Genomic DNA, 24,704 nt, shown 5'->3' with positions numbered 1-24,704 from the left:
CGAGGACCCGGCCACGCTCCCTACCAAACTGGTCCTAATCCGCCCAAGTTGTGGCCCGAACAGCCACCCCCCGCCGTCCGGTCGGCTTCGTCGGCGGCCAGTCCGGCGAACCACGTCTCACTGCCGCGCCGAATTACCGCCTTCGCCCGTTATGAACCGATGGTGAGCCCGGGTCGCCCTCCCCGGGTTGCCGACCACCCACCACCTACGGGAGCCGACTGTGACCGTGACCGAGAATCAGATCAAGGACCGCCTCAAGGCCGTCCTTGCCGGAACCTCCCCGGACAGCGCGACCTCGGAACATCCCCTGATAGTCCCGGGCGCCATGCACCCGAACCAGGCCCTGCAGGTGCTCACGCTGGCGCAGCGGACGGCGGAGGAGCACATCGCCATCGCCAACCGCCAGGCCGACAAGATCCGTACGGACGCGCAGGCGGCGGCCGAGAAGATCGCCAACGACGCCGACACCCACGCGCAGAACAAACGCCGCGAGGCCGACAAGGTGCTCGCCGAGGCCCGCGCCGCGTCGGAGAAGGCGGCACGCGAAGTGCGGAGCCAGGCCGAGGAGGCGCGGCGCAGCGCCGACCAGATCGTCTCCGAGGCGCGCGCCCAGGCCCAGGCGATCGCCAAGGAGGCCCAGGAGCACGCGGAGCAGCTGCGGCTCCAGGCCCACCAGCGGTACGAGGACGCGGTCGGCAGCCTCGGCGCCAAGCGCGAGGCCCTGCAGCAGCAGATCGAGTCGCTGGAGCAGTTCGACCGCGACTACCGGTCCCGGCTGACGTCGTTCATGCAGGGACAGCTCCGCGCCCTGTGGGTCGACGTGCCGGTGGTCGGCGAGCTCGAATCGCCCGGCGAGGAAGAGGTCGCGGAGGAGTCCGAAGAGGAGACGGAAGAGCAGGTGGAGCCGGCCGCCTAGCCCCGGCCGTTCGGCCACTACCTCCTGGCCGTTCGACCGCGCCGCCAAAGCTGCTTAGAATCAGCCCTAAGGGGATGATTCGGACATGACTGATGATCGAAAGCGGCGCCGGCGCCGGACGACCGCGGCGATCCTGGCCGCCACGACCGTGGCGGCCACGGTCGCTGCCTCGTCCCAGTTGCACGCCGACGCCACCACCACCACCACCTCGTTCACCGAGGTGGTGCGCTACACCTTCGACGAGCCCGCCAGGCCGGGCTTCCTCGACCTCGCCGGCGGCGACCAGCCGCTGAAGCCGGTGAGCAGCAAGGGCGGCGCCTTCACCGCCGTCTCGCACGGCGACGGCGCCGCGCTGATGTTCCCGCCGCCGTGCCGCCACGAGCCGTGCCCGCGCATCGCGCTGCGCGCCCGCAACGCAGCCGACCTCAACCCGGGCCGCCGGCCGATCCGCTTCGGCGCCTCGGTGCTGCTCGCCGCCGACCAGACCACCAAGGGCGAGAACGTGGTCCAGAAGGGCTACTCCGCCCACGGCAGCCAGTGGAAGTTGCAGATCGACGGCAAGGCGGGCAAGCCCAGCTGCGCCATGGTGGACGCGAAAGGCCACGTCCACATCGCCCGCAGCGGCATCACGGTGGCCGACAACACCTGGCACACCCTCGAATGCCGGCGCAAGGGCAGCTCGCTCACCATCCGCGTCGACGGGCGCCGGCGCGGCGGCACCACCATCCCGGCCGGACTGACCGTGTCCAACGGCATCCCGCTCAGCATCGGCGGCAAGGGCGCGTACCGGGACAACGACCAGTTCCAGGGTGTGCTCGACGACGTCTGGGTCGCCATCGGAGGATCCTCGTGACCGTCGCCCACCTCGCCGTGACCGTCGCCCTCGCGTTCGCGGGGGCGCCGGCGGCACCCCCGGACCCGGCCAAGCTGGAAGCGGTCACCGAGATCAAGGAAGACGAGTGGCCCAGCAAGGTCCAGTACGAGGTCCGCCGCGGCGACGTGGTGCGCGCCCCGCTCGGGGTGATCAGCATGGACGACCGCCCGGTCGCGGGGCTCGTGGCGCAGCTCGACCTCGACGACCGGCTGGACTTCGCCCGCCGCTACCGCAACTGCTGGTACACGACCGACGCCGGGCACGACATCGCGTGGTGCGAGTTCCCCGGGGTGCTGCCGGCGTACAGCGGCCGGGCCATCACGACGCCCGTCGCCGTCGCCGCTGCCGACGCGGAACCGGGGACCCTCCAGACCATCGGCTTCCGGTGGCAGAGCAAGAAGTGGGCGGATGCGCGCGGGGGCCTGAAGCGGGTCACCGCATTCTTCGCCGGGCCGGGGGCGGCGGTGGTCCGGGGCACCGACGGCTCGCTCACCCTGGAGAAGCTGAGCCTGCCGACGGCCGACATCCGCGCCAACGGCAACTTCATCCGCACCACCGTCAACGACGAGCCGCCGCTCGATCCGAGCCCGACGCCCACGTCGACGCCGAGCCCCACGCCCACGTCGACGCCCACGCCGACGCCGACGCCGACGCGGAGCGCAACGACCGGCCCGGCGGCCGGCGTGGGCGCGGGCGAAGAACTTCCGGTCACGGGTACGCCCACCGCCACGCTCGCCGCGGCCGGCGGCCTCCTGCTCGCCCTCGGCCTGGTCGCCCGCCGGATCGCCCGCCGGCGGGTCACCTGATCCCGGCCTCCTCGCAGTACTTGGCGAACTCCGGGGTGCAGAGCTGCTCCTCGGTCACGAAACCGTCAGCGATGACCTTGCTGATCCCGTCCCGGCCGACGGGTTGCGGCGTGAGCAGCACCGACGGCACGTCCCGGCCCGCCACCGAGTCCCGGGTGACGTCGGTGGCCGTCGTGATCTGCTTCCCCTCGGCCAGCGCGATCGCCAGCCCGGCAGCCGCGTTGGCCTCCTTCCTGATGTCCTTGTAGACGGTCATGCACTGGTCGCCGGCGAGGATGTTCTGCAGACCCTGCACGGTCGCGTCCTGGCCGGTCACCAGCACCTGACCGTTCAGCTTGTACTTCTTCAGCACCCCGATCGCGGCGTTGCCCAGCCCGTCGTTGGCGGCGACCACGCCCCTGATCGCGTTGTTCTCGGTCAGCATCTGCTCGAAGGTCGTGCCCGCCTGCGCGTTGTCCCAGTCCGGCACCCACTGGTCCGGGCCCCGCAGGTACGCGCCGGAGTCGTACTTGGGCCGCAGCACCGAGTCGTACCCCTGCTTGAGGAGCGTGGCGTTGTTGTCCGTGGGCGAGCCGTTGAGCTCCGCGATCACCGGCTTCCCGTCCTTCCTCGCCGCCAGGCACTCGACCAGCCCCTGTCCGAGCAGCTCACCCACCCGGACGTTGTCGAAGGACACGTAGTAGTTCGCACCGCCGTCGAGGGTCAGCCGGTCGTAGTCGATCGTCGCGACGCCGGCGTTGCGGGCCTTCTCCAGCACGGCTTTGCCCGTACCCGAATCCAGGTTGACGATCATCAGCACCTTGACCCCCGCGGAGATCATGCCGTCCGCGATGGTCTGGAACTGTCCCTTGTCGCCCTGGGCGTTCTGGATGTCGGCCTGGACGCCGGCCGCGGCGAACGCCTCCCGCAGGTAGGGAAGGTCGGCGGTGGCCCAGCGGGCGGAGGTCTTCGTGTCCGGGAGGATGACGCCGACCCTGCCCACCGCCGAGTCGTCCGGGCCACCGCACGCGGCGACACCGCCGGTGACGAGCAGACCCATCGCGGCGAGGAAGGCTGATCCCTTACGCATCGTTCCAGTCCCTTCTCCGGTACGGCCGATACCCTCGGCACCGATGCGTACCAAAGAACAGCTCAGTGACGCCATTCGAAGCGAGCGGCGGGCCGCCCTGGTCGTCAACGCGCACTCGCGCCGCGGGGGCCGGCTCTACCAGGATGCCCGGGCGCGGCTGCTCGCCGCCGGCTTCACCTTGCTGGCGGACCACCCCGTGCACAAGCCGGGCGAGCTGGAGAGAAGCCTCGCCGACGCGGTCGGGCGGGAACCGGACCTGCTGGTGGCGGGCGGCGGGGACGGCACGATCAGCACGGCGGCGCGGATGCTGGCGCATCGGGACATTGCGCTCGGCCTGCTGCCGATGGGCACGACCAACAACTTCGCTCGTACGGTGGGCGTACCGCTCGATCTCGGGGAGGCGGTGGCGACGCTCGCCGACGGCACGGTGATCGACGTCGACCTCGGACTCGCGGGCGACATGGCGTTCACGAACCATGTCGGCGTCGGGCTGTCCGCCGACGTGATGATCAATGCGCCGCGGCGGTTGAAGCGGATCACCGGGCGGCTCGCGTACCCGATCACCGCGCTGGCGCTGCTCACCCGGCACCGGCCGCTGCGGGCCCGGTTGCGGGCCGCCGGCCGGCAGCACGAGTTCCTCACCCACCAGCTGTACGTGGCCAACGGCGGCTTCCACGCCGGACGGCCGATCACCTCCGACGCGGACGCCGACGACCGGCTGCTCGTGGCCTACCCGGTCGGTGACGGCAGCCGGCTGCGGCTGCTGCGCGAGACGGCCCGCAACGCCGCCACCGGACACCGCCGCACGCTGCGCGAGGAACCGTTCCTGGCCGTGGGTGAGCTGCGGCTGGAGACGGACCGGCCGGCCCGCGTCGAGGTCGACGGCGAGCCGTGCGGGCAGACCCCGATCCGGATCAGCGTCGACCCGAACGCGCTGCGCATCATGGCCCCGGCCGGCACGGTGGACCGCTGACCTCGCAGACGGCAGCGGGTGGACGGCGACTGCCGTCCACCCGCGGTCAGATTTCTCAGGCGGCGAAGTCCAGCTGGCCGCGAAGCTTGGCGAGGGCCTTGGTGAGCAGGCGGGAGACGTGCATCTGGGAGATGCCGACCTGCTCGGCGATCTGCGACTGGGTCAGGTTGCCGTAGAAGCGCAGCGTGATGATCTTCTGCTCGCGCTCGTCCAGCATCGCGAGGGCCGGACCGAGGGCGATCCGCGTCTCCGCCTCGGCGAAGCCGGCGTCCTCGCCACCCAGGGTGTCGGCGAGCTCGGTGCTGCCGTCGGCGTTGATCGGCGTGGACAGGCTCGTCGCGTTGTACGCCCGCGAACCCTCCAGCCCCTCCAGGACGTCTTCCTCGGTGACGCCCAGGTGCTCGGCCACGTCGGCGACCGTCGGCGAGCGGCCCAAGGTGTGGCTGAGCGTGTTGTTCGCCGCCGTGATCGCGAGCCGCAGCTCCTGCAGGCGGCGCGGCACGCGGATGGACCAGGTGCGGTCGCGGAAGTGGCGCTTGAGCTCACCGACGATGGTCGGGATCGCGAAGCCGGCGAACTCGACGCCCCGGTCCACCTCGAAGCGGTCCACGGCCTTGATGAGTCCGACGACGGCCACCTGGATCAGGTCGTCGAGCGGCTCACCGCGGCCCGCGTACCGGTTGGCCAGGTGCCGGGCCAGCGGCATCCACGCCTCGATGGCCCGGTCGCGCGTCGTCGCCCGGGACGGGTGCCCGGCGGGGAGAGCGGCGAGCGCGGCGATCAGCTCGCTCGCGCGGTCCGTCGTCGCCGAGACATCAGCAGCGGCGGGGGCGCTGTCGACAGGGGCGGCGAGAACGGTCATGGACGAGCTCCTTCGAATCCGGCCGCCGGAAGCGGCCCCTCGGTTCAGCAGACCCGCGGCCGGCCGGTGGCCTGTCGCGGGTCGCCGGAGTCATGCCCACTCACCCCCCATGGTCAAACTCCTCCGAACGGATGGAAGAGCCAGACCGAACGGCGGAGTATCCACTCGGCCGACAGGGCCGGCGGTACCGGTTGTTATCCGCGGATCAACCGGTACGAACGCCGCAGATGCACAGCCCACACGGCCACGAACTCGAGGGCGACCGCGACCCGGGAAGGCGGCTTCTCGTCGGCACTCCAGGTGCTGATCACGACCATGCCCCGAGTCTGGCCGCCCGCATCGGCAGTCCGGTGGCCGCCCGGCAGCAGCTGGGTTGCGGCACATAATTCCCGGCAGCCCGGCACCCACGCCGCTAGGTTGGCGCGGTGGATGTGGCGAATCGGGAGTCCGCGGGTCGCCGTGCTCGCATCGGCCTGCTGCAGGTCTGCGCCGCCGGAGTGCTGTGGGGCACCGGCGGCCTGGTCGTCACCCTGCTGCACTCCCGCGACGGCCTCAGCGCGATGACGGTCAGCGCCTGGCGGATGGTCCTCGCCGCGGTCACGTTGGTGGCCTTCGCCGCGCTGACCCGCCGGTTGCGGGCCACGGTGGCGACGATGCGCACCCATCCGGTCCTGGCCATCGTGGTCGGCTGCGGCACCGCCACGTACCAGGGCCTCTACTTCGTATCGGTGCTCCTGGTGGGAGTGAGCGTCGCCACAGTGGTGTCGCTCGGCCTGGCCCCGATCCTGGCAGCGGTGTGGGAGCACCTGCGCGCCCGCACCCGGCCCTCACCCCGCGAGGCGGTCGTCCTGACGGCAGCGCTGGCCGGACTCATCCTCATCAGCCTCACCGCCGGACACGGAACCCCGGCGCCGGGAGACGCACCGGGCCTCGGCTTGATCCTGGCGGTCGCCGCCGGAGCCACGTACGCGGCAACCACCGTGCTGGGCCACACCCTCGCCCAGCGAGTCGAACCCGTGGCGCTGACCACCTGCGCCACGGCGGCGGGCGCGGTGGCCCTCGCCCCCTTCCTGCTCTTCGCCGCGGCGAACCACGAGCCCGTCGTGGCTACGCGGCCGGCTTCGCTGGCACTCCTGGTGTATCTGGGGGTGGCGACGATGGCGCTGGCTTACGGCCTGCTCTATGCGGGCCTGCGCACCACGTCGGGCTCGGCCGCGACCGTGGCCACGCTCCTCGAACCGGTCTCCGCGGCCTTGCTCGCCGCCCTGTTCCTCGGCGAGCGCCTGCCGTGGTCGGCTCTGCTGGGCGGAGCGTTGATCCTCGCCGCGGTCGCCGCCCTCCACCCGACCGAGGACCGCCCGGCACCGGCCTGAACCCGCGGGAACCGCCCAGCGGCGCACCCCATCGGCGGAGTGGCGCGAGGCCGGCACGCCGCGCAGCCAGTCGCGATGCCCGGGGCCGGATCGCCTCGCCGCACGGAGTTCGGCCTCGTTCCCTCGATGCCGATCTTGACTCGAAGTTACTCACGTCGATACGGTCCCGTTTCATGCGGGGTGTATCGATCATGCCGGGGACCGGGTTGGCAGTACGTGTCGCCGCTTCCTCTCTTCTGTGGGCGACCTTGATGACCGTCGGCCCGGCCTCCCCGGCCACAGCCGCCGACGAGGCCGTACGGCTGGACGTGGGACTGGCCGAGGGCGCCGACCCCACCGCCGTGATCGAAGCCCTCGGCGACGCCGTGGAACGCGACCACCGGGTCGCCGGCATGGATGCGATCACCGTCGACGTGCCCGCCGGTCGGGTCGACGCGGCCCTTGCCACGCTTACTGCCACCACCGGTGTGCGATACGCCGAGCGCGGTGGTGTCGTGGAAGCAGATGGTGAGATGCAACCGTTCGGCTGGCATACCGAGCAGGTTCTGCAGGCCTGGACATGGACCAAGGGCGAGCAGAGCGTCAAGGTCGCTGTCGTCGACACTGGAGTGAGTCCGACCGAGGACCTCGGCGCCGACCGGTTGACGCCGGGTCATGACGTCGTGGACGGGGACGACGACCCCACGGACGGCGACGGCCACGGGACGCTTGTCGCCGGCCTAATCGGGGCGCAGCCGGACAACGGCATCGGCACGGCGGGTGTCTGCCCGATGTGCACGATCATGCCCGTCCGGGCGATGACGGGCCATCAGGGAACAACGGCGGACGTCGCCGCCGGCATAGTCTGGGCAGCCGACCACGGCGCCCGGGTGATCAATCTTTCGGTGAGCACGGCAACGCCGAGCCGCCTGTTGGAGGATGCTGTCGGCCACGCGGCCGCCAAGGGATCGCTCGTCGTCGCCTCCGCCGGCAATGTCGGCTCGACGGCGCGGCGGTATCCGGCGGCATACGACTCGGTCCTGGCCGTCAGCCAGGCGGGAACGGTCAAGAACACCTCGACGGACCAGTGGGTCGACGCGAGCGCCTACACCACCGCGGCGCTGGGCCTGGACGGCCGGATTTCCTCCCTCGTCGGCGCCTCCGGCGCGACGGCGACCACGGCGGGTGTCGCCGCGCTCGGCTTCTCGATGAAGCGCACGGCGACCGCCGACGAGGTGCGGGCGGCCATCCGCGGCACGGCGCCGTTTCCCACTACCGGCACCTACGCTCACCAGCCTCGAATCGTCAACGCGGCGCAGGTGGTCTACGACTTCGGCGGCACCGACACCACGGCCCCGAAACTCGTCAAACCGGGACTGGTCGAAGGCAAGCTCATTCCGGCCCGCGGAGTACCGGCCATCGCCCAAGCCACCGACGACCACGGCATCCAGCGGATCGACTACGTCATCGGCGGAACGGTCGTCACGTCGACACGCCTTCCGGGCACCCAGGTCCAGATCCGTCCGCCTGCAGGCTTCAACGGCCCGCTGCCGGTGACGGTCGTCGCCTACGACTACGCCGGCAACGCCGACCCGATCACTGTCACAGTCCAGGCCGACACGGTTGCGCCCACGATGACCTTCAAAAGCCCTACGGCGACCGAACCCATCCATGGATCCCGAGCGACCGTGACGGTGGCTGTGCCGGACAACGACATCGACTACATCTACTCGGTCTTTCAGGCGAACGGCACGTTCAGCACGCTCACGAGAGTGGCCGGCACGAACCTGTGGCGGGGCAGGGTGCCCGTGGATTCACGTTCGACGATCTACCTCGACGCCGTCGACAAGGCCGGGAATTACACGTACCTGACCCGTACGCTGGTCGCCGACAACGACCCACCGTCCGGCGGGTCCGTCGGACCGGCCGGCGGCACGAAGGTCCGAGGGACTTTCACAAGCACCGTCGCCGGCGTCACCGACGCCAGCGGTGTGGCGAAGGCCGAACTGTGGGCCAACGGCAAGTACGTGGGCGCAGACAAGAACGCACCGTACGCGCTGACGGTAAGAACCGGCACGTACACGGGGAAGGTCACGCTCACCTGGAAGGTCACCGACCGCTGGGGCCAGTCACGAAATCTGCCGGCGCGCATCGTCGCCGCCGACAATAAGCCGCCGACCGTCTCGATCACCAGAGCCCCCAAGAACGGGGCGAGGGTGAAGGGCACCGTCAAGGTTCACGTCAAGGCCACCGACGGCAACGGCATCGCCAGGGTTGAGCTGGTCGTCGACGGCAAGGTGGTCGCCAAGGACGCCACCGCCGCGTACATCCTGAGCCTCAACACCAAGAAGCGGAGGAAGACCATGAAGGTCCAGGTACGCGCGTACGACCACCTCGGCAACGTCGCCACCACGGCCACCCGCACCTGGCACCGTTGAGACAGGGACCCACGCAGGGCTAGTGCCGACGGCGACTCAGGAGCACGGCGACGACGGCCGCGCCGACCAGCAGGAGGCCGTCGTCGATACCCCGCTCGGGGTCAGGCGGCGAGCCGCGCGACCGCCGCCGCGACCCGCTCGTCGGTGGCCGTCAGGGCGATCCGGACGTGCTGGGCGCCGGCCGGTCCGTAGAAGGCGCCGGGTGCGGCCAGGATGCCGCGTTCGGCGAGCCAGTCGACGGTCTTCCAGGAGTCCTCGCCGCGGGTCGACCACAGGTAAAGCCCGGCACCCGAGTGCTCGATCGTGAAGCCGGCCCCGGTGAGGGCCGCCCGCAACGCCGTGCGCCGGGCCTCGTAGCGGGCTCGCTGCTCGGCCACGTGGGACTCGTCGCCCAGGGCCGCGATCATCGCCGCCTGCACCGGCGCCGGGACGATCATGCCCGCGTGCTTGCGGACCGCCAGCAGCTCGCGGACCACGGCCGGGTCGCCGGCGATGAAGCCGGCCCGGTAGCCGGCGAGGTTGGAGCGCTTGGAGAGCGAGTGCACGGCGAGCAGGCCGGTGTGGTCGCCGCCGCTGACCTCGTCGGAGAGCACCGACACCGGGGTCTCTTCCCAGCCCAGCGTGAGATAGCACTCGTCGCTGACCACGACCACGCCGCGTTCGCGCGCCCAGTCGACCACCTTGCGCAGGTGGGCGGTGGGCAGGACCCGGCCGCTGGGGTTGGCCGGGGAGTTGATCCAGACGAGCTTCACCCGGCGGTCCGGGCCGAGGGCGGTCAGCGAGTCGCTGCGGACCACCTCGGCGCCGGCCAGCTTCGCCCCGACCTCGTACGTCGGGTAGCACACCTGCGGGATGACGACGACGTCACCGGGGCCGACGCCGAGCAGGGTGGGCAGCCACGCCACCAGCTCCTTGGAGCCGATGGTGGGCAGCACTCCCGGCGTACCGGAAGCGCCGCAGGCTCGGGCCACCCAGGCCGAGATCGCCGCACGCAGCGCCGGGGTCCCCGCGGTCAGCGGATAGCCCGGCGCGTCGGACGCGCCGGCCAGGGCGGTCCGGATCGAGGCCGCGACCGGGTCGACGGGCGTGCCGACCGAGAGGTCGACGATGCCGTCCGGGTGCGCGGCGGCGACCGCCTTGGCCGGCTCGAGCAGGTCCCAGGGGAAGTCAGGCAGTGATGCCGAGAGCACGGTCAGTGCGCATCCCCGCGCGGCGGCTGGGCCGCCACGAACGTCGCGTCCTTCTCGATCTTGCCAACCTTCGACGCGCCGCCGGGCGAGCCGAGGTCCTCGAAGAACTCGTAGTTCGCGTTCGTGTAGTCCTTCCACTGCTCCGGGACGTCGTCCTCGTAGAAGATCGCCTCCACCGGGCAGACCGGCTCGCAGGCCCCGCAGTCGACGCACTCATCGGGGTGGATGTAGAGCATCCGGTTGCCCTCGTAGATGCAGTCGACCGGGCACTCTTCGATGCAGGCCTTGTCAAGCACATCGACGCAGGGCTCAGCGATGATGTATGTCACGGGTCTTTCCCTTCCAGAGCCAAGCCGTCTCAAGCCCAGCCGCTTCGCGACGGTACGGGCAGAGCCTAGTATCTCGCCGGAGGGAGGTGGGGTGTGCTCCGACGGCAGGATGTGGGACACCGGGTGGTCGTCCGCCGAATTGTAGGGGTTTCCCACGATCGCCCCCTCTACACGGACGCCCTCGGCGAACTTGTCGACCTGACGGAGACGGATCTCACTCTCGCCACCGCCAAGGGCACGCTCCGGGTGCCGCTCAAGGACGTGCACCGGGCCAAGCGGGTGCCCGCCGCGCGCCGCCCCCCGGCCGCCGACGTGGTGGCCCTCGAGCTGGCGGCCAACGACGGCTGGCCCGCGCCGGTGCAGGCCCGCCTCGGCGACTGGATCCTGCGCGCGGCCGGCAACTGGACCGGGCGCGCCAACTCCGCCCTGCCGGTCGGCGACCCGGACCGCACGCTCGAGGCCGCGATCGACGCGGTCGAGCAGTGGTACACCGCCCGCGGGCAGCAAGCGTTGATCAACACCCCGATGCCCCTCGCCGCCCCCGTCAACGCCGCCCTGGACGAGCGGGGCTGGACCGCCCGCCCGCTCACCCTCGTGCAGACCGCGCGGGTGGCGGCGCTTCTCGAGACCCTGCCGGCGCGGGCCGACCTGCCGACGGTCGAGCTCGCCGACTCCCCCACCGACGACTGGTACGCGATGGTCGCCGAGCACAAGGGCACCCTGCCCGCGCCGGCGAGACAGATTCTCACCGGCGTACCGGATGCGGTCTTCGCTCATGTGCGCGACGCCGACGGTGAGCTGCTCGCGGTGGCCCGGGGTGCGGTGAGCGGTCCCGACCGGTGGCTCGGACTGTCGCTGCTGCAAACGGCCCCGGCCGCACGCCGGCAAGGGCTGGGCGCGCACGTGGTGCGGGCTGTGGCGCACTGGGCGGTGCAACAGGGCTCGGCGAGGGCATACTTGCAGGTGGAGGAGCGCAACACCCCCGCGGTGACGCTCTACCAGAAGATGGGTTTCACCACCCACCACACCTACCTCACCCGCGAAGCGCCCTGGTAGCTTCGGCAGGACAAATGAAGATCGCGCCGCACGAACCGTTGCGGGAGAGCTCCCGGGCGCAGGTCCGGGGCGCCGAAGGAGCAACTCCTCCCCGAGAATCTCTCAGGCACAGATACCGCTCCGGTCAGGCGACTCTGGAAAGCCGGGACACCGATGTCCCGCACCCACGGTGCAAACCGTCGCCACGACGGTGAAGCTCTCAGGTCCCATGACAGAGCGGGGAGGCCACCCGAGCACAGGGAGCCTTTTTCCGTGGCGATCAGCGCGTTCGACCTCTACTCGATCGGCATCGGCCCGTCGTCGTCGCACACCGTCGGCCCGATGCGGGCCGCCAAGCTGTTCGCTTCCGGCCTGGCGGATCCCACCCTGGTCTTCCGGGTACGCGCGGAGCTCTTCGGCTCGCTGGGCGCCACCGGGCGCGGCCACGGCTCCGACACCGCCGTCATGCTGGGCCTCTGCGGCGAGGACCCGGAAACCATCGACACGGTACGGGTCGCAGAACGCGTCGCCGCCATCCGGGCCGAAGGACGCCTGCTGCTGGCCGGCAAGCACCCGCTCGCGTTCGACACGCACGCCGACCTGGTGCTGAACCGCCGGCAGAGCCTCCCCGACCACCCCAACGGCATGCGGTTCCAGGCGTGGGAGGCCACCGGGGAGCTGCTCGCCGAGCGCACCTTCTACTCCGTCGGCGGCGGTTTCGTGGTCGAGGACGGCGTGCGCGCCGATCGCGACGACACCGCCGCCGTTCCCCACCCGTTCAGCTCCGGCGCCGAGCTGCTGGAGATCTGCCGGCGGGAGGGGCTGCCGGTCTCCGCGGTCATGCTCGCCAACGAGGAGGCCTGGCGGCCGGCTGCCGACGTACGGGCGGGGCTGCTGCACATCTGGGCGGTCATGCAGGGGTGCGTGGAGCGCGGGCTGCGGGCCGAGGGTGTGCTGCCGGGTGGGCTGCGCGTACGCCGACGGGCCCCGGCGCTGTGGCGCGACCTGGTCGCCCGCCCGGACACCGATCCGCTGCACGTCCTCGACTGGGTCAACCTGTACGCGCTGGCGGTCAACGAGGAGAACGCCGCCGGGGGCCGCGTGGTCACCGCCCCCACCAACGGCGCGGCCGGGATCATTCCGGCGGTGCTGCACTACTACACGCGGTTCGTGCCCGGGGCCGACGACGAGGGGGTGGTGCGGTTCCTGCTCACGGCGGCGGCTGTGGGCGTACTGATCAAGGGCAACGCCTCCATCTCCGGGGCGGAGGTGGGCTGCCAGGGCGAGGTCGGCTCCGCCGCCGCCATGGCGGCCGGCGCGCTGTGCGAGGTCCTCGGGGGTACGCCGGAACAGGTGGAGAACGCCGCGGAGATCGCGCTGGAGCACAACCTCGGCCTGACCTGCGACCCGGTCGGCGGGCTGGTGCAGGTGCCGTGCATCGAGCGCAACGCCATCGCCAGCGTCAAGGCGATCAACGCGGCCCGGCTGGCCCGCAACGGCGACGGTACGCACCGCGTCAGCCTCGACACGGCGATCCGCACGATGCGCGACACCGGCCGGGACATGTCGACGAAGTACAAGGAGACGTCGCTCGGCGGCCTCGCCGTCACCGTCGTGGAGTGCTGACGACCGGCAGACCGAAGGCCGCGAAGTGCTCCCGGCCGAGGAACGAGGTGATCTCGGCGATGCGGTCGCCGCGCAGCGTGAGCACGTCGATCGACCAGGCCGGGTATGCGCCCGCGTCACCGTCGCGCAGGTAGGACGCGACCGCGGGCTGGCCGTTCGCGCTGGTCGGCACGTGCTGCCAGGCGCCGCAGGAGCCGAGCGGCAGCCGCACGGCGAAGTCGGTGACGGCGTCGAGGCCGCGATACCAGTGCGGCAGGGGCGGCATCGACCAGGTCACGTCCTCGACGAGCAGCGCGACCAGTCCCTCGGCGTCGCCGCGTTGCAGCGCGGCGGCGTACCCGGCGACGAGCTCCCGGACCCGGGCGTCGCCCACCTTGCGCAACGTCTGCTGCTGGGTGGCCGCCGGTGCCTTCTCGGCGAGGGTTCTGCGGGCGCGCGCCAGCGCCGAGTTCACCGAGGTGGCCGAGGTGTCCATCATGGCGGCGATCTCCGCGACGCTGAAGCCGAGCACCTCGAACAGCAGCAGAGCCGCCCGCTGGTTCCCGGGCAGATGCTGCAGGGCGGCGACGAACGCGATCTCGACGGCCTCCCGCTGCTCGTAGGTGAGACCGACATCCGGGTACGGCCCCAGCCACGCGACGTCCGTCGACGGGACGTCCCCCATCACCGCCCGGGCGCTGGACGGGCCGAGGTCGACGGGCAGCGCGCGCCTCCCGCGGGCTCCCACGGCGTCGAGGCAGGTCCGCGTCGCCACGGCGTACAGCCAGGCGCGCAGCGAGCCGCGGCCCTCGAAGCGCTGGAACCCCCGCCACGCTCGCAGCAGCGCCTCCTGCACGGCGTCGTCGGCGTCGTGGGCCGAGCCGAGCATCCGGTAGCAGTGCGCGTGCAGCTCCCGGCGCAACGGCTCCACGAGGCGCGTGAAGGTGGCGTCGTCACGCTCGTGCGCCGGAACTTCGCTCACGGCCGACGATTCTGCCGCATCCCGCCAGTCCCTCTTGCGAACGATCCACAGCAATGGCGAGGAGACCACGATGAACGACACCCTGGCGGTACCCGGCGCACGCCTGCACTACGAGCTCCGCGGCAGCGGCCCGCTCATCGTGCTCGTGGGCGCGCCGATGGACGCCACGGCGTTCGCGCCGCTGGCCGACCGCCTCGCGGCCGACGGCCACACGGTGCTGACGACCGACCCGCGAGGCATCAACCGCAGCCCGCTCGACAACCCTGAGCAGGACTCGACGCCGCCGCTGCGCGCCGACGACCTCGGCCGGCTGCTCGCCCACCTCGACGCCGGCCCGGCCACGGTCCTCGGCTCCAGCGGCGGGGCCCTCACCGCGCTGGCGCTGGCGGAGAACCACCCCGGGCAGGTGCACACGGTGATCGCCCACGAGCCGCCGCTGGTCGAGCTGCTCGACGACCGCGACGAGCTCCACGCCGGCACGGCCGACATCATCGCCACCCACCTCGCCGGCGACGGCCCCGGAGCGTGGCGGAAGTTCCTGGCCCAGGCGAACATCAGCATGCCGGACGAGGTGTTCGCCATGGTCTTCGGCGGCGACCGGGCGCCTCAGCAGGCCGCGGACGAGCACCGCTGGTTCACCCACGAGCTGGGCCCGGGCACCCGGTGGCGACCCGACCTCGACGCGCTGCGCACCGGCCCGGCCCGGATCGTGGTCGGCATCGGCGAACAGTCGTCCGGTCAGCTCTGCGACCGGGCATCGAGGGCGCTCGCCGCGGAGCTCGGCACCGAGCCGGTGCTGTTCCCCGGCGACCACACCGGCTTCGTCGACGAGCCGGACCGGTTCGCTGAGCGGCTGCGCAAGGTGCTCAGCGGCGGACGACCCGGCGGGGCTTCGTGGTCTTCGCAACCGTGAAGGCCTTGAGCGACTTCGAGCGGTAGTCGCGGCCGAACATCGTGGCGGTCCAGTAGCCGAGCAGGGTGCCGACGATGGCGAAGCCGCCGTAGAGCCAGATCTGCGAGAAGAAGTTGCCCGCACCGCCGGAGAAGGGGTAGTCACCGCTCACGAACGGGCCGACGAGGACGGTCAGCAGCATGCCGATGGCCGCCGCCGCGACCAGGTCGGGCAGCCAGGTGCCGACCGGGACGCGCTGGGCGCGGGTGAACGCGACCGCCGCGAGGACCACACCGATGGTCGCGAACATGATGACGGACACCGTGTTCTCCGCGGTGTCGTTGTCGGGGAAGGCGAGGCGCGTCACCAGCCGCGCCACCACGTTGATCGCGAACAGCGCCGCGGCCAGCGCCGCGATCGACACCCAACGCTGCTTCATGGCGTCCTCCTCCGACGGACTTACGGCTCGTCGCCGCACACGAATCGTGGCTCGGGATCGTAGCGCCACGTGAACTTCTTGCGCTCGACCTCCTTGCCATCCTTGCGGATGACGCGCCACGCATCCTGAGTGAAACCTGGGAGTCCGCTGCTAGTGATGCACTTCGGGCCGGGCTCGCGGTGCACGGTCGGCGGGGACGTGATGTCGCGGCGGGGGCTTCGGACGGTCTTGACGCTGTCATAGACCTTCGTGCTCCACATCGAGACGGTCACCGACCTGCTCGTGTACGAGGTGTCGATGAAGATGCCCCACGGCGTGGTGTTCCTGAACTTGAGATCGAGCGTCGGGTAGAAGATGGTCGACTCGATCACGGCCGGGTAGCGCGAGAAGTAGAACGAGTGCGGCTTGTGCTCGACGTCCTCCAGCCCCGCGTAGTAGGCCGCGTTGAACAGCGTCGTGGTGAACTGCGAGGCGCCGCCGCCGACGCCGGGCTCGAGCTTCCCACCGACGATCACCGGCGCGTCCTGGTAGCCGGATGCGTAGTCGCGCTCGCCGGTGTGCCCGTTGAGGGAGAAGGTCTCGCCCGGCCGGACCATCGCGCCGTCGACGGCCCGGGCGATGGTCATGATGTTCTGGCTGCGGGGCGAGCTCGCGCCACCGGTGAAGTAGGTGGTGAAGGTCGAGACCTTCTCCTTGATGCCGAGCTTGGCGATGTCCGCCTCGGTGACGCCGGGCTGCTGCTCGGTGTGCGTCGCGTCGACCGCGCGGGGCGCCGCGGCGGGCAGCACGGCGAGCAGGGCGGTGCCGAGCGCGGTCAGGTCGACCATGTCGCCGGGGGCGCCGGCGACCACCGCCGGCTTGCCCTTGGCCAGCACGACCCGCGCGTCTTTCGGCTCCTTCTCGACCGCGGCGAACTCCTTGGCCGCCGCCGCGTGCAGCTTCCTGCCGTCGATCGCCGGCGTGAGCAGCCCGTCGTCGTCGGACCGGAACACCAGCCCCTTGGCGATCGCGGCCGGCGAGAGCGTGAACGACGTGCCCGCCACCCGTACGGTCACCGGCGCGGCCACCGCCGGCACGGCCAGGTCGCGGACCATCGCGTCGACCTGCTCACGACTCGTCGCCGGCGGCCGCTCCACCAGCGGGACCCGGGCGGTGCCGCCGGTCAGCCAGGCCTTGCGCACCTCGGCCGCCGCGGCGACCGGGTCGAGGCCGCGGCCGGCCGCCGGATAGGCCGGCCTCGGGGTGAGCCCCGCCCACGTGATCCCGGGCTTCTTGAGCGTGACCTTCTTCGGGTCGAGCTGTCCCCGCAGGACCGTCTCGAGCTTCTCCCGGTCGAGCTGGATCACCGGCTCGACGCTGCGCTCACCGAACAGCGACGGGCTGCCCTTGATGGCCTTGCCCACGGTGAGGTCGACGTTGAGCTTCAGCGCGATGTCGGCGGCTTCGACGCGCACGGCCTTGCCGTCCAGGTCGACCGCGACCGGGTCGCCGGTACGCGGGCCGAGGGCCTCGGTCAGCCGGCGCTCCGCCTCCGAGCGGGACAGGCCGCCCAGGTCGACGCCGAGCACCCGGGTGCCTCTCGGCACATCGCCGCCGTACGCCCAGGCCGCCACGCCGGCCGCCGCGATCAGCACCGCGGCGACCGTGCCCACCACGACGATCCGCCTACGGTCGACGGGACGCGACTCCCCGGCCGCCGCCGGCGAGGTCTCTTCGAATACGGAGGTCACGCGCAAGTGTGCAGCGCGGCGATCACGCCGGACAAACTCCCACGACGCGATGTCACAGCTTTGTGACGGTCGGCCCCTTCAGGATCGCCCGGTAGGCGAAGACGGCAAAGCTCAGGCTGCCCACCAGGATCATCACCAGCGCCACCCAGTCCTTGCCGCTGACCAGATAGTCGCCCTCCGTGGTCCTGCCGCCGGCCGCGAAGAACATGATCGCGGTCCACACGGCCCAGGGCGGCGCGAGGGCCCAGCGCCGGCCCACCGTCGAGACGGCGAACCACGAGATCGCGTAGTTGGCCACGGCGGCCAGCAGGATCGCCACGCCGATCGGCGTCCCCCCGATGCGCAGCGGCGTCATGAAGAGCTCCAGCAGCGCCGACAGGACCGTCGCGACCAGGGCGACCACGACGCCGCCGGCCTGGACCAGCCGCTCCAGGCCGGCCCGCGGCGGCTGCGGCTCCTCGGCGGGCGGGGCGGACGCGGGCGCTTCCAGCGTCATCGCCCGACCACGTTGCTGAAGAGGTCGCTCTCCCACTTGTGCGGGCCGCTGACCTCGCCGCGCTCCCCCTTGGCCAGGGTGAAGTACTCGACGCCCATGAACTCGCCGCCGAAGTCGCCCGCGATGCCGTACAACCACGAGTTGTCCGGGATCTGCGTGGCGTGCGCGCGCATGGCCGCCACCTTCTTCTCGTAGAAGTCGGTGCCGTCGATGCGGGCGGCGATCTCGTCGTCGGGGTGGCCGAAGGGCAGGTCGTCGACGTTCTCCACCTCGGCGAACGGGTTGTCGTCCAGCGCCTTGAAGGCCTCCATGCCGCCCTCGAGCACGCTGCGCGGCATGGCCGTCCAGTAGATCTTCTCGGGGCCGAACCCCTGCGCCTCGGCGAGCTCGGCGGCCCGCATGGCGACCCGGTGCGCCTGGATGTGGTCGGGGTGGCCGTAGAAGCCGTTCTCGTCGTACGTGATGAGCACCTGCGGGCGTACCTCCCGCATGATCTCCAGGCAGTGGGCCGCGGCCTCGTCGAGGTCGGCCCGCCAGAAGGCCCGGGGATGGTCGTTGGTCTCCAGACCCATCATCCCGGAGTCGCGGTAGCGACCCGCGCCGCCGAGGAAACGGTGATCCGTGACGCCGAGCGCGGCGCAGGCGCGCTGCAGCTCGCCGATGCGCCAGCCGCCCAGCTGGTCCGCCTGGCGCGCCTCGAGCTGCGCCAGCTCGGGCACGTGGATCTCGCCCTCCTCGCCCAGCGTGCAGGTCACCAGGGTCACCTGGGCGCCCTCGGCCACGTAGCGGGCCATCGTGGCGCCGGTGCCGGTGACCTCGTCGTCCGGGTGGGCATGCACCAGCATGAGGCGGCGTGCGGGCAGGGTGTCGGTCACCCGCGCCACTTTACGCGCGCCCTGTCCCGCCCCTTCGTCTGCTGTTTGCCCCCCGCGGGTGGTGTCCGATCAGCGATGCTGGTCGGCGTGGAGTATCCCGAGCTCGCCGGGCGCACCGGCCGGTTCCGCCACGGCGCACCCCATGCCGTGACGGTCGGCGGGGACGGCGCCCGAGTGGCATTCCTGCGCTCCGCGGGGCCGTACGACCCCGCGGCGGCGCTGTGGGTCCTCACCGTCGCCTCCGGGGCGCTGACCAGGGTCGCCGAGGGGCCCGTCGACGCGTACGCCGGATCCGCGGACCTCTCGGTGCTGACCTGGGCCCGCGACGGCCGGCTGCACTGCTCCGGCATCGACGCGACCGCCTGCGCCCCCGTGCTGGACCCGCGGCCCGACCCGGCCGGGCGAGCCGTCGGCTACACCACCCCCGACGGCACGCTGCGGGTCATCGGCGACAACGGCGACGAGCTGCTCGCCGGCGAACCCGGCACCGGCGTGTCCTGGGGGCTCCCGGACCCCGCCGCCGTCCAGTTCGGCCGCACCCGGGGCTGGTGGTGGTCCCCCGACGGCAGCCGAATCCTCGCAGTCCGCAGCGCCGGCTCGGTGAGCCTGCACCTGCTGGACCTGTACGGCGGCTGGGTCGACGTGCACTGGGACCGGGAGACGTACCCGTACCTGGTCGACGTCCGCTGGACCGGCGGCAACCCCCTGATCACGGTGCTGCGCCGCAGCCAGCAGCACGGCCTGGTGCTGTCGGTCGACCCGCGCACGGGCGAGACCCAGGTCCACGCGGAGCTCGCCGACGCCCGCTGGGTCGAGCCCGTCCCGGGCACCCCGCTGCTGCTGCCCGACGGCCGCGTCCTGGTCGGCGGCGAGCTCGCCCACGACGGCTTCGACGCCCGCTGCCTGTTCGCCGACGGCAGCCTGCTCACCCCACCCGAGCTCTACGTACGCCGGGTCGTCGGCGTCCTCGCCGGCACGACCGAGCTGATCGTCGAAGGCACCGAGGGCGAGCCCGCCGAGCAGCACGTCTACGCGGTGCGGACAGCGCTGGGCGGAGCAGGCGGGAAGGCCCGCCGCCTCAGCGAGGGGCCGGGCTGGCACCACGCCCACGCCGGCGGCGACGTCCTGGTCATCGACGACACCGTGCGGCGCGGAGAAGCCGTCATCCCGCTGCCGTCGGACGCCGCGCCGCTGCCGTACGCGCCGCAGCCGGTCCTGGCCCGCGTGACCGACCGCTCCCTGCCCACCGGCGTGCTCTACCCCGCCGGCCACGTCACCGGCACCCGCCTGCCGGTGCTCGTCGAGCTCGGCGCCGGACCCGGCCACCAGCAAGTCGTCCTCGACCCGGCCCGCTGGCAGGAAAGACAATGGTGGGCCGACGCCGGCTTCGTCGTGGTCAGCGTCGACACCAGGGGTACGCCCGGAGTCACGCCCAGCTTCGAGAAGGTGGTCCACCGCCGCCTCGCCGACGTCACCCTCACCGACCACGTCGACGCCCTGCACGCGCTCACCGGCAAACACCCCGACCTCGACCTGGCCCGGGTCGCCGTCCGCGGCACCGGCCTCGGCGGCTGGCTGGCGACGCTGGCCGTCCAACGCCGGTCGGACGTCTTCCGCTGCGGCATCGCGATCGACCCGGTCACGGACTGGGCCACCCTGCCACCCGCGTACGCCGAGCGCTACCTCGGCAACCGAGCCGACAACACCGAGATCTACGACCACCACGCGGCAGCGCCATCGGGAACGGCGCCGCTGCTGGTCTCCCCCACCGGGGGTCTGTCCGAAGAACTGAAGTTCCTGACCCGGGAGTGTGCATGACATCAGCTCTGATCGGCCGCAGCCTGCCCATGGAAGCCCTGCCGACGACCGAGGTCGACTACCTCCAGCTAGGCGAGACCTCGGCGATCTCGGAGCTGTGGGACGGCAACGTCCTGACCTGCCCCCGAGACACCCCCCGCCACCAGATGATCCTGAACGCGCTGGCCAACGCCCTGCGCGCCGGCCGCACCGACCTGAACGTCATCACCGGCGTCCCGGTCCGCCTGGGCCCCGGCCGCATCGCCGTCCCGGACCTGATCATCTCGGGCGCCATCGACCCGGACATCCCCCTGGTCGAGGCGGGCTCGGTGCGGCTCGTCTGCGAGATCACCTCTGCGGCGAGCGCGACGGTCGACTGGACGCTCAAGATGCACGCGTACGCCCAGGCCCGCATCCCCTGCTACCTCGTGGCGGAACCGGACCGGGGCCTGCTGCACAGCAACATGCTGACGGCCCAGGGCTACGTCGAGCAGTCGGTGATGCAGCTCGTCCGCGTCACCGGCCTCAACATCTGATCTACTCGATGCCTGTGGGAACATCTCCCGGCTTGCGCCTGCCCATGAGCGACGAGGATTTCCTGGCGCTGGGCGCGTCCGAACGCGTCGAGCTGTTCGACGGCGCCCTGTGGATCCGCCGGGTCGGCGCTCCTCGCCACCAGCACATCGCAGGATGTCTGGTGGATCTGCTTCGGGCGGAGGGTGTTCATGTCCTGAGGGCTGTCCACGTCCGGCTGAAGCCCGCCCGCATCCTCATCCCGGACGTCGTCATCGCCTCGGAGGTCGACTTCGATGAGCCGGCGGTCGCGGGCGACTCCGTTCTGCTCGTCGGCGAGGTCGTGACGACCTGCGGTGCCTCCGTGACGAAGGTTCTGAAGATGCAGTACTACGCGGAGGCCGGGATTCCGTGGTGTCTGCTGATCGATCACGGGACCGGGGCGCTGCACCTCCACGAGCTCGATGGCGGGCACTACGTCCAACGGTCGGTCACCACGGTGGGGGAGGTACTGCACCTGACCGATCCCGTGGACGCCACGATCTCGCCGGAGCGTCTCCTTCCGCCGCCCGCTGTCCACAGGTGAGCCACGGCGGCACCCGGGCTCGTCTAGGGTCGACGCATGAGTGTGGATCACTTCGACGAGGCCGGGGCGGCGGTCCAGGCCGCTCTCGACGCGGGTGCGCGGTATGCCGACGCCCGGGTCATGCTGCGGCGCACGGAGACCATGACCGCCCGCGACGGCGAGGTCGAGGACCTCGACTCCGGCGAGAGCGCGGGCATCGGGGTGCGAGCGCTCGTCGGGTCCAGCTGGGGCTTCTACGCCGTACCGGATCTGTCCGGGGCCGCGGCCCGCGCTGCCGGGCGCCGGGCCGCCGAGATCGCCGCCGCCAGCGCCCTCGTGCCCGGGCCGGAGATCGACCTGGTGCCCGCCGGGGCCGGGACCGCCAGCTGGGCCAGCACCTGCGAGGTCGACCCGCTGTCCGTGCCGCTGTCCACCAAGGGCGACCTGCTCGTCGCGGCGACGGCCGCGGCCCGCGACGCCGGTGCCGATCTCGCCGAGGGCATCTACCAGATCTGGGACACCCGCAAGTGGTTCGTCTCGAGCGACGGGCACCGCATAGACCAGCACATCCGGGAGTGCGGCGCCGGCATCACCGCCAATGCGTACGGTGACGGCGAGATCCAGCGCCGCTCGTGGCCCTCGCACCGCGGGCAGTACGGCACCCGCGGCTGGGAGCTCGTCGACGAGCTGGCGCTGGTCGACAACGCGGCCCGGATGGCCGACGAGGCCCGCGCGCTGCTCACCGCGCCGCTGTGCCCGTCGGGGGAGACCACGCTCATCCTCGGCGGCGAGCAGCTGGCCCTGCAGATCCACGAGTCCGTCGGGCACGCCATCGAGCTGGACCGGATCCTCGGCTGGGAGGCCGCGTTCGCCGGCACCTCCTGGCTCGACCTCCAGCAGCTGGGGAGCCTGCGCTACGGCTCCGAGCTGATGAACATCACGATCGACCCGACCATCCCGGGCGCGCTGGGCAGTTTCGGCTACGACGACGAGGGATCCCCGGCGGCCAAGCGCGACGCCGTGCGCGACGGCATCTGGGTCGGCGTGCTGGCCGGGCGCGACTCCGCGGCCATGGCCGGCCTCGACTACGCCGGCAGTGTCCGCTCCGACGGCTGGGCGCGGATGCCGATGGTCCGCATGACCAACGTCGGCCTGGAGCCCGGCCCGCACACGCTCGACGAGATCATCGCGGCCACCGACGACGGCGTCCTCATGGACATCAACCGCTCCTGGTCGATCGACGACCGCCGGCTCAACTTCCAGTTCGGCTGCGAGATCGGGTGGGAGATCAAGAACGGCAAGCGCGGGCGGATGCTGCGCAACCCCACGTACACGGGCATCGGCCCCAAGTTCTGGCAGTCCATGGACATGCTGTCGTCCGAGACCATCGCGTGGGGCACGCCCAACTGTGGCAAGGGCCAGCCCGGCCAGGTGGGCCACACCGGGCACCCCGCCGCGCCGGCACGGTTCAGCAACGTACGGGTAGGGGTGCGCGGATGAACGCCGAGATGGACCTCGCGGCACGCGTCGTCGAACTGGCCCGGAGGCTCGCCGGCCCGCAGGCCGAGGCGGAGGTGGTGGCCGCCCACTCCGCCGAGGCGCTGACCCGGTTCGCCAACTCGGCGATCCACCAGAACGTCGCCGACGCCACCACGACGGTGCAGCTGCGGCTGCACGTCGCCGGCCGTACGGCCGGCGGCTCCACGACGGTGACCGACGCACAGGGCCTGCAGGCGCTGGTCGAGCGAACCATCGCCGCCGCCCGGCTGTCCCCGCCGGATACCACCTGGCCCGGCCTCACCCCGCCCACGCCGCTGCCCCCGAACGCCGGCTTCGACGAGGCGACCGCCGCCGCGGGCCCGCAGGAGCGCGCCGCCCGGGTCCGCGACTTCGTCCAGGCCGCCGGTGGCCTCGAGACCGCCGGCTTCTGCCGCACCACGTACGCGTCCGGCGGCTTCGCCAACACCCTCGGCCAGGCGGTGCACGGCCGCTCGGCCGAAGCGGCCATGGACGGCATCGCCCGCCTCCACGGCGCCGACGGTGTCGCCCGCCGCGCCGCAGGCCGCCTCGCCGACCTGGACGGGGCGGAGCTCGGCGCCGGCGCCGCGGCCAAGGCCCGCGCCGGCGGCCGGCCGATCGAGCTCCCCCCGGGCCGCTACGAGGTCGTCCTCGAACCGACCGCGGTGACGGACCTGCTCGACAACCTGGCGAGCTTCGGCTTCAACGGCAAGGCGTTCGCCCAGCACCAGTCCTTCGCCGAGCTGGGCGCCCAGCAGTTCGACGAGCACATCACCATCACCGACGAACCGCTCGGCGCAGCCCTGCCGTTCGACGCGGAGGGCACCCCCCGCGGCACGCTCCTGCTGGTCGAGAACGGCGTGACCCGCGCCGTCAGCCACGACCGCACGTCGGCAGCCGAGGCGGGCGCGACCTCCACGGGCCATGCGACAAGCGAATCCCGCACATGGGGGCCGACCGCCGTGAACCTGCGGCTGGCGGGGGCGAGCGCGTCCGCCGTCCGCCACGCCGAGACCGGCACCGCCGGTCCGGACGACGGCGGGCCGATCGCCCCCTCGGCACGGGACCTCGTGGCCGGGATCCGGCGCGGGCTGCTGGTGACCGACCTCTGGTACACCCGGGTGCTCGACCAGAAGAGCCTCGTCGTGACCGGCCTGACCCGCAACGGCGTCTGGCTCGTCGAGGACGGCCAGGTGACGGCGGCCGTGGGCAACCTGCGCTTCACCCAGTCCTACCCGCAGGCGCTGGGCCCGGGGGCCGTCCTGGCAGTCGGAGCGCAGGAGATATCGCTGCCGGACCGCTGGTCGGGCGTCCGCTACACGGCACCCGCCCTCCACCTGGCCTCCTGGAACTTCACCGGCAACGCCTCGGGCTGACCGACCCGGGCCCGGTCAGCGGCCCGTCCGGTCACTTCGGCGGGTGGCGCATTGACCGGCGTGCTTCACTGA

24 protein-coding genes and 1 riboswitch are annotated in these 24,704 nt (G+C 72.0%); of the genes, 14 read left to right on the top strand and 10 right to left on the bottom strand.

Going from position 1 to position 24,704, the window contains the following annotated elements; genetic code table 11:
* The first annotated feature begins 226 nt into the window (after positions 1 to 226).
* From AB0J80_RS03405 to AB0J80_RS03395, 3 genes are all read left to right on the top strand, one after another.
* The gene (locus AB0J80_RS03405; RefSeq protein WP_364699810.1) at positions 227 to 916 is read left to right on the top strand and encodes a hypothetical protein; all 690 of its coding nucleotides are present in this window, start codon (positions 227 to 229) and stop codon (positions 914 to 916) included.
* 85 nt (positions 917 to 1,001) lie between these two features.
* A complete protein-coding gene (locus tag AB0J80_RS03400; RefSeq protein WP_364699808.1) occupies positions 1,002 to 1,769 on the top strand; it encodes a LamG-like jellyroll fold domain-containing protein in 768 nt (255 codons plus the stop codon).
* Positions 1,766 to 2,596, top strand: coding sequence for an LPXTG cell wall anchor domain-containing protein (locus tag AB0J80_RS03395; protein ID WP_364699806.1), 831 nt, complete (start codon positions 1,766 to 1,768; stop codon positions 2,594 to 2,596). Before AB0J80_RS03400 ends, AB0J80_RS03395 begins: the two co-directional genes overlap by 4 nt.
* Here the strand turns inward: AB0J80_RS03395 and AB0J80_RS03390 are convergent.
* Entirely contained in the window at positions 2,589 to 3,665 is a 1,077-nt protein-coding gene (locus AB0J80_RS03390; protein WP_364699803.1) for a substrate-binding domain-containing protein, read from the bottom strand. The genes AB0J80_RS03395 and AB0J80_RS03390 overlap by 8 nt on opposite strands.
* A gap of 43 nt (positions 3,666 to 3,708) precedes the next feature.
* Here AB0J80_RS03390 and AB0J80_RS03385 point away from each other — a divergent pair, with 43 nt between their 5' ends.
* Positions 3,709 to 4,638 (top strand): diacylglycerol kinase family protein, encoded by a 930-nt coding sequence (locus AB0J80_RS03385; RefSeq protein ID WP_364699801.1) that lies wholly within the window; start codon positions 3,709 to 3,711, stop codon positions 4,636 to 4,638.
* Positions 4,639 to 4,693: 55 nt separating this feature from the next.
* On the opposite strand, the gene AB0J80_RS03380 is transcribed toward AB0J80_RS03385, so the two are convergent.
* Both AB0J80_RS03380 and AB0J80_RS03375 read right to left on the bottom strand, forming a co-directional pair.
* Positions 4,694 to 5,500 (bottom strand): RNA polymerase sigma factor SigF, encoded by an 807-nt coding sequence (locus tag AB0J80_RS03380; protein WP_364699798.1) that lies wholly within the window; start codon positions 5,498 to 5,500, stop codon positions 4,694 to 4,696.
* A gap of 194 nt (positions 5,501 to 5,694) precedes the next feature.
* Entirely contained in the window at positions 5,695 to 5,817 is a 123-nt protein-coding gene (locus tag AB0J80_RS03375; RefSeq protein ID WP_364699796.1) for a hypothetical protein, read from the bottom strand.
* A gap of 108 nt (positions 5,818 to 5,925) precedes the next feature.
* Between AB0J80_RS03375 and AB0J80_RS03370 the strand changes: the two genes are divergently transcribed.
* Positions 5,926 to 6,873 carry a DMT family transporter gene (locus AB0J80_RS03370; protein ID WP_364699794.1) on the top strand — a complete coding sequence of 316 codons (948 nt, stop codon included), beginning with the start codon at positions 5,926 to 5,928 and terminating at the stop codon, positions 6,871 to 6,873.
* Positions 6,789 to 9,290, top strand: a complete 2,502-nt coding sequence (locus tag AB0J80_RS03365) for a S8 family serine peptidase (RefSeq protein ID WP_364699791.1) — start codon at positions 6,789 to 6,791, stop codon at positions 9,288 to 9,290. The genes AB0J80_RS03370 and AB0J80_RS03365 overlap by 85 nt, the downstream gene beginning before the upstream one ends.
* A gap of 101 nt (positions 9,291 to 9,391) precedes the next feature.
* Here AB0J80_RS03365 and dapC read toward each other — a convergent pair whose 3' ends face one another.
* Positions 9,392 to 10,486 carry a succinyldiaminopimelate transaminase gene (gene dapC / locus AB0J80_RS03360; RefSeq protein ID WP_364700175.1) on the bottom strand — a complete coding sequence of 365 codons (1,095 nt, stop codon included), beginning with the start codon at positions 10,484 to 10,486 and terminating at the stop codon, positions 9,392 to 9,394.
* Positions 10,483 to 10,809, bottom strand: a complete 327-nt coding sequence (gene fdxA, locus AB0J80_RS03355) for a ferredoxin (RefSeq protein WP_106127678.1) — start codon at positions 10,807 to 10,809, stop codon at positions 10,483 to 10,485. The genes dapC and fdxA overlap by 4 nt, the downstream gene beginning before the upstream one ends.
* Before the next feature lie 93 nt (positions 10,810 to 10,902).
* On the opposite strand from fdxA, the gene AB0J80_RS03350 reads away from it, so the two are divergent.
* A complete protein-coding gene (locus AB0J80_RS03350; protein ID WP_364699788.1) occupies positions 10,903 to 11,865 on the top strand; it encodes a GNAT family N-acetyltransferase in 963 nt (320 codons plus the stop codon).
* A 31-nt stretch (positions 11,866 to 11,896) separates the two neighbouring features.
* Positions 11,897 to 11,993, top strand: a riboswitch (glycine riboswitch).
* Positions 11,994 to 12,117: 124 nt separating this feature from the next.
* Entirely contained in the window at positions 12,118 to 13,470 is a 1,353-nt protein-coding gene (locus tag AB0J80_RS03345; RefSeq protein WP_364699786.1) for an L-serine ammonia-lyase, read from the top strand.
* On the opposite strand, the gene AB0J80_RS03340 is transcribed toward AB0J80_RS03345, so the two are convergent.
* On the bottom strand, positions 13,451 to 14,431 hold the full coding sequence (locus tag AB0J80_RS03340; protein WP_364699783.1) for a sigma-70 family RNA polymerase sigma factor: 981 nt from the start codon (positions 14,429 to 14,431) through the stop codon (positions 13,451 to 13,453). The two genes, AB0J80_RS03345 and AB0J80_RS03340, sit on opposite strands and share 20 nt — an antisense overlap.
* Before the next feature lie 70 nt (positions 14,432 to 14,501).
* On the opposite strand from AB0J80_RS03340, the gene AB0J80_RS03335 reads away from it, so the two are divergent.
* Positions 14,502 to 15,344, top strand: coding sequence for an alpha/beta hydrolase (locus AB0J80_RS03335; RefSeq protein ID WP_364699781.1), 843 nt, complete (start codon positions 14,502 to 14,504; stop codon positions 15,342 to 15,344).
* Here the strand turns inward: AB0J80_RS03335 and AB0J80_RS03330 are convergent.
* Genes AB0J80_RS03330 through mshB form a run of 4 tightly spaced genes read right to left on the bottom strand, consistent with a single transcriptional unit; the run spans position 15,298 to position 18,863 of the window.
* Positions 15,298 to 15,762 (bottom strand): hypothetical protein, encoded by a 465-nt coding sequence (locus AB0J80_RS03330; protein WP_364699779.1) that lies wholly within the window; start codon positions 15,760 to 15,762, stop codon positions 15,298 to 15,300. The genes AB0J80_RS03335 and AB0J80_RS03330 overlap by 47 nt on opposite strands.
* Before the next feature lie 20 nt (positions 15,763 to 15,782).
* On the bottom strand, positions 15,783 to 17,492 hold the full coding sequence (locus AB0J80_RS03325; protein WP_364699777.1) for a VanW family protein: 1,710 nt from the start codon (positions 17,490 to 17,492) through the stop codon (positions 15,783 to 15,785).
* Between the two features lie 52 nt (positions 17,493 to 17,544).
* Positions 17,545 to 17,988 (bottom strand): hypothetical protein, encoded by a 444-nt coding sequence (locus tag AB0J80_RS03320; protein ID WP_364699775.1) that lies wholly within the window; start codon positions 17,986 to 17,988, stop codon positions 17,545 to 17,547.
* Positions 17,985 to 18,863 carry an N-acetyl-1-D-myo-inositol-2-amino-2-deoxy-alpha-D-glucopyranoside deacetylase gene (gene mshB, locus AB0J80_RS03315; protein WP_364699773.1) on the bottom strand — a complete coding sequence of 293 codons (879 nt, stop codon included), beginning with the start codon at positions 18,861 to 18,863 and terminating at the stop codon, positions 17,985 to 17,987. Before mshB ends, AB0J80_RS03320 begins: the two co-directional genes overlap by 4 nt.
* 87 nt (positions 18,864 to 18,950) lie before the next feature.
* Between mshB and AB0J80_RS03310 the strand changes: the two genes are divergently transcribed.
* Genes AB0J80_RS03310 through AB0J80_RS03290 form a run of 5 tightly spaced genes read left to right on the top strand, consistent with a single transcriptional unit; the run spans position 18,951 to position 24,632 of the window.
* The gene (locus AB0J80_RS03310) at positions 18,951 to 20,681 is read left to right on the top strand and encodes a prolyl oligopeptidase family serine peptidase (RefSeq protein ID WP_364699771.1); all 1,731 of its coding nucleotides are present in this window, start codon (positions 18,951 to 18,953) and stop codon (positions 20,679 to 20,681) included.
* Positions 20,678 to 21,196 carry a Uma2 family endonuclease gene (locus AB0J80_RS03305; RefSeq protein WP_364699768.1) on the top strand — a complete coding sequence of 173 codons (519 nt, stop codon included), beginning with the start codon at positions 20,678 to 20,680 and terminating at the stop codon, positions 21,194 to 21,196. The genes AB0J80_RS03310 and AB0J80_RS03305 overlap by 4 nt, the downstream gene beginning before the upstream one ends.
* Positions 21,197 to 21,240: 44 nt before the next feature.
* Positions 21,241 to 21,759 (top strand): Uma2 family endonuclease, encoded by a 519-nt coding sequence (locus tag AB0J80_RS03300; RefSeq protein ID WP_364699766.1) that lies wholly within the window; start codon positions 21,241 to 21,243, stop codon positions 21,757 to 21,759.
* 42 nt (positions 21,760 to 21,801) lie between these two features.
* On the top strand, positions 21,802 to 23,238 hold the full coding sequence (locus AB0J80_RS03295) for a TldD/PmbA family protein (RefSeq protein ID WP_364700173.1): 1,437 nt from the start codon (positions 21,802 to 21,804) through the stop codon (positions 23,236 to 23,238).
* Positions 23,235 to 24,632 carry a metallopeptidase TldD-related protein gene (locus AB0J80_RS03290; RefSeq protein ID WP_364699764.1) on the top strand — a complete coding sequence of 466 codons (1,398 nt, stop codon included), beginning with the start codon at positions 23,235 to 23,237 and terminating at the stop codon, positions 24,630 to 24,632. The genes AB0J80_RS03295 and AB0J80_RS03290 overlap by 4 nt, the downstream gene beginning before the upstream one ends.
* The last annotated feature ends 72 nt before the right edge of the window (positions 24,633 to 24,704 follow it).

Origin of the sequence: Actinoplanes sp. NPDC049548 (genome assembly GCF_040676695.1) — a bacterium.
GTDB lineage: Bacteria > Actinomycetota > Actinomycetes > Mycobacteriales > Micromonosporaceae > Actinoplanes.
This window is presented reverse-complemented; position numbering and strand designations above follow the sequence as displayed.

Bases quoted from the DNA above. Each gene is read 5' to 3' on its own strand.
- AB0J80_RS03380 (WP_364699798.1), bottom strand. From the start codon at position 5,500: ATGACCGTTCTCGCCGCCCCTGTCGACAGCGCCCCCGCCGCTGCTGAT.
- AB0J80_RS03385 (WP_364699801.1), top strand. From the start codon at position 3,709: ATGCGTACCAAAGAACAGCTCAGTGACGCCATTCGAAGCGAGCGGCGG.
- AB0J80_RS03290 (WP_364699764.1), top strand. From the start codon at position 23,235: ATGAACGCCGAGATGGACCTCGCGGCACGCGTCGTCGAACTGGCCCGG.
- AB0J80_RS03400 (WP_364699808.1), top strand. From the start codon at position 1,002: ATGACTGATGATCGAAAGCGGCGCCGGCGCCGGACGACCGCGGCGATC.
- AB0J80_RS03390 (WP_364699803.1), bottom strand. From the start codon at position 3,665: ATGCGTAAGGGATCAGCCTTCCTCGCCGCGATGGGTCTGCTCGTCACC.
- AB0J80_RS03375 (WP_364699796.1), bottom strand. From the start codon at position 5,817: ATGGTCGTGATCAGCACCTGGAGTGCCGACGAGAAGCCGCCTTCCCGG.
- AB0J80_RS03300 (WP_364699766.1), top strand. From the start codon at position 21,241: ATGAGCGACGAGGATTTCCTGGCGCTGGGCGCGTCCGAACGCGTCGAG.
- AB0J80_RS03320 (WP_364699775.1), bottom strand. From the start codon at position 17,988: ATGACGCTGGAAGCGCCCGCGTCCGCCCCGCCCGCCGAGGAGCCGCAG.
- AB0J80_RS03330 (WP_364699779.1), bottom strand. From the start codon at position 15,762: ATGAAGCAGCGTTGGGTGTCGATCGCGGCGCTGGCCGCGGCGCTGTTC.
- AB0J80_RS03305 (WP_364699768.1), top strand. From the start codon at position 20,678: ATGACATCAGCTCTGATCGGCCGCAGCCTGCCCATGGAAGCCCTGCCG.
- AB0J80_RS03335 (WP_364699781.1), top strand. From the start codon at position 14,502: ATGAACGACACCCTGGCGGTACCCGGCGCACGCCTGCACTACGAGCTC.